Here is a 5,793-nt window from a genome sequence, read left to right as displayed (position 1 = left end):
GCGGATCACGGGGCTGCTTGGGCTGGTCCGCGGCGACCTGGGTGGCGGTCACCTTGGCGGACTGCTCTTCCTTCGAACGGCTTCGGAACACGGGACCCAAGGGTACGGGGTGAGACGGGATGGGCCCCAGTCCCGAGGGGAACGATCCGGCAACGCGAACCGTCCCTACGGGGAGGAAGGCCCTCGCTCTACGCCTTGGGCCGGAGGACGGTGACCTTGTGATCGTCCTGGAGGAGGAGCGCATCCGGGTCGGATGAGTGCGGTAATGGAAGCAGGGCCCGTACTGTGGGTTCTGGTAGTGGTTGTGTTGGAGCCGAAGCCCGATCGATTCGGTCAGAAGGGGGCGCGCGAAGCCCATGAGCGGTGTCATGAAGCGTATGGGGATGATCTTCCGCGCGAAGGCCAACAAGGCCCTGGACCGGGCCGAGGATCCGCGCGAGACCCTCGACTACTCGTACCAGAAGCAGCTCGAGCTGCTGCAGAAGGTGCGCCGCGGCGTCGCCGACGTGGCGACGTCCCGCAAGCGCCTGGAGCTCCAGCTCAACCAGCTGGAGGGGCAGTCCACCAAGCTGGAGGAGCAGGGCCGCAAGGCGCTCGCGCTGGGCCGCGAGGACCTGGCCCGCGAGGCGCTCACCCGCCGTGCCGCGCTCCAGCAGCAGGTCAGCGACCTCCAGACGCAGCACCAGACCCTCCAGGGCGAGGAGGAGAAGCTCACGCTGGCCTCCCAGCGCCTGCAGGCCAAGGTCGACGCCTTCCGCACGAAGAAGGAGACCATCAAGGCCACCTACACCGCCGCCCAGGCCCAGACCCGGATCGGCGAGGCCTTCTCCGGCATCTCGGAGGAGATGGGCGACGTCGGCCTGGCCATCCAGCGCGCCGAGGACAAGACCGCGCAGATGCAGGCCCGTGCCGGCGCCATCGACGAGCTGCTCGCCTCCGGCGCGCTCGACGACCCGACCGGCATGGCCAAGGACGACATCACCGCCGAGCTGGAGCGCCTCTCCGGCGGCAACGACGTCGAGCTGGAACTGCAGCGGATGAAGGCCGAGCTGGCCGGCGGCCCGAGCGGCGGCCAGCAGGCGATCGAGGGCGGCCAGGGCGGCCAGTCGCAGCAGACGCGGCCGCAGGACCAGCCGCGCTTCGACAAGAGCTGATAAGAATCGGACGAGAGCCGACCCGAACCGGCGAGGGCCGTCACGAGCTGAGGAGACCGTCGTGATCGTACGGATCATGGGGGAGGGCCAGGTGAAGCTGGCCGACAGCCACGTCGCCGAGCTCAACAGGCTGGACGACGAGCTGCTCGAAGCCATGGAGGGCGGCGACGAGGCCGGCTTCCGCGACACCCTGGCCGCTCTCCTCGACGCCGTCCGCCGGCTGGGCACGCCCCTGCCGGACGACGCCCTGGAACCCTCCGGACTGATTCTGCCCGCGCCGGACGCCTCCCTGGACGAGGTCCGCGCGATGCTCGGCGACGACGGCCTGATCCCCGGCTGACCGGCATCCCCGGCTGACCGGCCACACCGCCGCTTCCTCACGTCATCGCGCTCCCGTACCGCCGCGCTCCCGGCGGAACGGGGGCGCGGTCTTCGCCGATGGGACCGCGATGACCACCCTCGCCGCCCCGGGCCTCGCCCGGCTCCGCCGCCGGCTGCGCGCGCATCCGTTCGCCGCCGACTCGCTGCTGGCCGCGGCCGTCCTCCTGATCGTCGTCATCGCCTCGTACTTCGGTCCGCACGCCGACCGGTACCCGCCGGGCCCGGGCCAGCTGCTGCTCTCCGCCGGCGCCTGCGCCTGCCTCGCGGCCCGCCGCCGGGCACCACGGGCGGTTCTCGCGGCCACCTGCGCGCTGACCGTCGTCGTGGTGGTCACCGTGCGGGAGGGGCCGCCGCGGACCCAGGCCGCGACGGCCGTCGCCGTCGCCCTCTACACCGTCGCCGCCCGCACGGAACGGCCCACTGCGTGGCGCATCGCCGCCGTGACCGTCGTGGGCCTCACCGGCACGGTCATGCTCTTCGGGCCGCCGCCCTGGTACGCCCAGGAGAACGTCGGCCTGCTCGCCTGGACCGGGATGGCCGGCGCCGCCGGGGACGCCGTCCGCAGCCGCCGTGCCTATGTGGCGGCCGTCGAGGAACGCGCGGTGCGGGCCGAGCGCACCCGGGAGGAGGAGGCCCGGCGGCGCGTCGCCGAGGAGCGGCTGCGCATCGCCCGCGAACTGCACGACGTCGTCGCCCACCACATCGCCCTGGTCAACGTGCAGGCCGGAGTGGCCGCGCACATCATGGACAGCCGGCCCGAACAGGCCAAGGAGGCCCTCGCCCACGTCCGCGAGGCCAGCCGCTCGGCCCTGGCGGAGCTCCGCGCCACGGTGGGCCTGCTGCGCCAGTACGGCGACCCGGAGGCGCCCACCGAGCCGGCCCCCGGTCTGGGGGTGCTCGGCCAGCTCGTCGACGGCTTCGCGCGGGTCGGGCTGCGGGTGGAGGTCGCCGCCGTGTCGACGCCGGCAGAGGGGCCGGGCCCCGGTTCCGGCACGGACGCGGCCGGAGCCGCGGCCGTCCTCGGGCCGCTGCCGGCGGCCGTCGACCTCGCCGCCTACCGGGTGGTCCAGGAGGCGCTGACCAATGTGCACAAGCACGCCGGGCCCGGCGCCCGCGCGGAGATAGCGCTGCTGCGCAGCGCGGAGAGCCTGCTGGTGACCGTCGTCGACGACGGCGGCGACGGCCGCGGCGCGCCGCCGGGCGCCGGGGGGCACGGGCTGACCGGCATGCGCGAACGGGCCGCGGCCCTCGGTGGCACCTGCTCGGCCGGCCCGCGCGGGGAGGGCGAGGCCGGCTTCGAGGTACGGGCCAGTCTGCCGCTCGGGGCGCCGAAACTAGGCTGACCGGCATGACCGATCCGATCAGGGTGCTCCTCGCCGACGACCAGGCGCTGCTGCGCAGCGCCTTCCGGGTCCTGCTGGACTCCGAGCCGGACATGGAGGTGGTGGGGGAGGCCGCGGACGGGGCGCAGGCGGTCGAACTCGCCCGCGCCCATGTGCCGGACGTGGTGCTGATGGACATCCGCATGCCCGGCACGGACGGGCTCGCCGCGACGCGCGAGATCTGCTCCGACCCCGCGCTGGCGGCGGTCCGCGTGGTGATGCTCACGACCTTCGAGGTCGACGAGTACGTCGTGCAGTCGCTGCGCGCGGGCGCGTCCGGCTTCCTGGGCAAGGGTGCGGAACCGGACGAACTGCTCGCCGCGATCCGGATCGCGGCGGCGGGGGAGGCGCTGCTGTCGCCCGCCGCGACGAAGGGCCTGATCGCGACCTTCCTCGCGCAGGGGCCGGCCTCCGTGGCCGGGCGCCGCGCCGAGGCGTACGACGGGCGGCTGGCGTCGCTCACGGGGCGGGAGCGGGAGGTGCTGGTCCAGGTCGCCGGGGGACTGTCGAACGACGAGATAGGCGAGCTGTTCTCGGTGAGCCCGCTGACGGTCAAGACGCACGTGAACCGCGCGATGGCGAAACTGGGGGCCCGCGACCGGGCCCAACTGGTGGTCATCGCCTACGAGTCGGGCCTGGTCCGGCCGCGGACGGAGTGACCGGGGGCGCCGCCCCCGGTCGTCCGCGCCCCTACGGGAGGGCGAGCATCCGCTCCAGCGCCAGCTTCGAGAAGCTGGCGACCTCCGGGTCGACCTCGATGCGGTTGACGACCTTGCCGTCGGCGAGGGACTCCAGGGCCCAGACCAGGTGCGGCAGGTCGATGCGGTTCATCGTCGAGCAGAAGCAGACCGTCTTGTCGAGGAAGACGATCTCCTTGCCCTGGTCGGCGAAACGGTTCGCCAGACGGCGTACGAGGTTGAGCTCGGTGCCGATGGCCCACTTGGAGCCGGCCGGGGCGGCCTCCAGGGTCTTGATGATGTACTCCGTCGAGCCGACGTAGTCGGCCGCCGCGACGACCTCGTGCCGGCACTCGGGGTGCACCAGGACGTTGACGCCCGGTATGCGCTCACGCACGTCGTTGACGGAGTCGAGCGAGAAGCGGCCGTGCACGGAGCAGTGGCCGCGCCAGAGGATCATCTTGGCGCCGCGCAGCTCCTCGGCGGTCAGACCGCCGTTCGGCTTGTGCGGGTTGTAGACCACGCAGTCGTCCAGGGACATGCCCATGTCGCGGACGGCGGTGTTGCGGCCCAGGTGCTGGTCCGGCAGGAACAGCACCTTGTTCTGCCGGTGCCCCCCCTGCTCGAACGCCCACTTCAGGGCCCGCTCGGCGTTGGACGAGGTGCAGATCGTGCCGCCGTGCTTGCCGGTGAAGGCCTTGATGTCCGCGGAGGAGTTCATGTACGAGACGGGGACGGTCACCTCGGCGACGCCCGCCTCGGTCAGGACGTCCCAGCACTCGGCGACCTGCTCGGCGGTGGCCATGTCGGCCATGGAGCAGCCGGCCGCCAGGTCGGGGAGGATGACCTGCTGGGCGTCACCGGTCAGGATGTCCGCCGACTCGGCCATGAAGTGCACACCACAGAAGACGATGTACTCGGCGTCCGGCCGGGCGGCCGCGTCGCGGGCGAGCTTGAAGGAGTCGCCGGTCACGTCCGCGAACTGGATGACCTCGTCGCGCTGGTAGTGGTGGCCGAGCACGAAGACCTTGTCCCCGAGCTTCGCCTTGGCCGCCCGGGCGCGCTCCACCAGGTCCGGGTCGGACGGCGCCGGCAGGTCGCCGGGGCACTCCACGCCGCGCTCGCTCCGCGGGTCGGCCTCGCGGCCGAGCAGCAGCAGGGCGAGCGGAGTGGGCTGGACATCCAAGGGCTGGGCGGTGGTCACGACACGCACCCTTTCTGTTTCTGCGGACGGCCCCAGGGGCCTTGTCGTCAATTTGACGCTATCTATCATAACCGCTTCACGTCAGTTTGACGATGGCCATCGCGTCGATGTGACACATTCCCGTTCTCCGGGGCCGTGTGCGAGCATGAAACCCGGAAGTACGTCAGAAACGACCAGACCCGGAATGAATCCGGGGCACCGGCGGTTGCAGGCGGGGACAAGCAGTCCGTGCAAGCAGTCAGCGCAAGCAGTCCGCAGAGAAATCCGGGAGTGAAGCAGATGTCCGTTCAGGACGAGAAGACCACGGCGAGCGACGGCATCCTCCTGTCCGACGCCGCGGCCGCGAAGGTCAAGAGCCTGCTGGAGCAGGAGGGCCGGGAAGACCTCGCCCTGCGCGTCGCGGTTCAGCCCGGCGGCTGCTCCGGCCTGCGTTACCAGCTCTTCTTCGACGAGCGCTCGCTCGACGGCGACGTCGTCAAGGACTTCGACGGCGTCAAGGTCGTCACCGACCGCATGAGCGCCCCGTACCTGGGTGGTGCCTCCATCGACTTCGTCGACACCATCGAGAAGCAGGGCTTCACGATCGACAACCCGAACGCCACCGGCTCCTGCGCCTGCGGCGACTCCTTCAGCTGACGGTCGTCCGGCTGCCGGAAACGCGAAGGCGGTGCCCCCGTGCGGGGCACCGCCTTCGCGCGTTCCCGGGGCCTTCGCCCCGCCGCCTCAGCTCTCCTTCAGCCGGGCGCCACTGCCCAGGTCGACGACCTGCCGGTCGTCCAGCGGCTTCTGCAGCGTGACCGTCAGGTCGAACCGCTTGGCCATCATCACGCAGAACCGGCCGGGGTTCTTCTCCGTGCCGGTGACCTTCACCGTCACCGCCGTCGCGGACTCCTCGGCCGACGCCGCGTAGTCGCTGCACATCCCGCCCCAGAAGTGCAGGGTCAGCTTCCGCCCGTCCTCGCTCGCGCTGTACGACTCGACGCGCATCGTCCCCG

Annotated in this window: 6 protein-coding genes and 1 pseudogene; 5 read left to right on the top strand and 2 right to left on the bottom strand. The window is 71.8% G+C overall.

Annotated elements, in window-relative coordinates:
• Positions 1-356 precede the first annotated feature (356 nt).
• The 4 genes from AB0K09_RS28775 (at position 357) to AB0K09_RS28760 (ending at position 3,576) form a co-directional block, all read left to right on the top strand.
• Positions 357-1,154 carry a PspA/IM30 family protein gene (locus AB0K09_RS28775; RefSeq protein ID WP_366068339.1) on the top strand — a complete coding sequence of 266 codons (798 nt, stop codon included), beginning with the start codon at positions 357-359 and terminating at the stop codon, positions 1,152-1,154.
• A 61-nt stretch (positions 1,155-1,215) separates the two neighbouring features.
• Entirely contained in the window at positions 1,216-1,494 is a 279-nt protein-coding gene (locus tag AB0K09_RS28770; RefSeq protein WP_366068338.1) for a hypothetical protein, read from the top strand.
• Between the two features lie 109 nt (positions 1,495-1,603).
• Positions 1,604-2,878 (top strand): histidine kinase, encoded by a 1,275-nt coding sequence (locus AB0K09_RS28765; RefSeq protein ID WP_366068337.1) that lies wholly within the window; start codon positions 1,604-1,606, stop codon positions 2,876-2,878.
• Between the two features lie 5 nt (positions 2,879-2,883).
• On the top strand, positions 2,884-3,576 hold the full coding sequence (locus tag AB0K09_RS28760) for a response regulator transcription factor (protein ID WP_366068336.1): 693 nt from the start codon (positions 2,884-2,886) through the stop codon (positions 3,574-3,576).
• A gap of 31 nt (positions 3,577-3,607) precedes the next feature.
• Here AB0K09_RS28760 and nadA read toward each other — a convergent pair whose 3' ends face one another.
• Positions 3,608-4,798 (bottom strand): quinolinate synthase NadA, encoded by a 1,191-nt coding sequence (gene nadA, locus AB0K09_RS28755; RefSeq protein WP_366068335.1) that lies wholly within the window; start codon positions 4,796-4,798, stop codon positions 3,608-3,610.
• A 279-nt stretch (positions 4,799-5,077) separates the two neighbouring features.
• On the opposite strand from nadA, the gene erpA reads away from it, so the two are divergent.
• Entirely contained in the window at positions 5,078-5,434 is a 357-nt protein-coding gene (erpA, locus tag AB0K09_RS28750) for an iron-sulfur cluster insertion protein ErpA (protein WP_336412634.1), read from the top strand.
• An 87-nt stretch (positions 5,435-5,521) separates the two neighbouring features.
• Here erpA and AB0K09_RS28745 read toward each other — a convergent pair.
• Positions 5,522-5,793, bottom strand: a pseudogene (locus tag AB0K09_RS28745) (hypothetical protein); the annotation flags it as partial.

This window comes from Streptomyces sp. NPDC049577, from assembly GCF_040675635.1.
Lineage (GTDB): Bacteria > Actinomycetota > Actinomycetes > Streptomycetales > Streptomycetaceae > Streptomyces.
The sequence above is the reverse complement of the archived record's forward strand: the minus strand, read 5'-3'. Positions and strand labels throughout refer to the sequence as shown.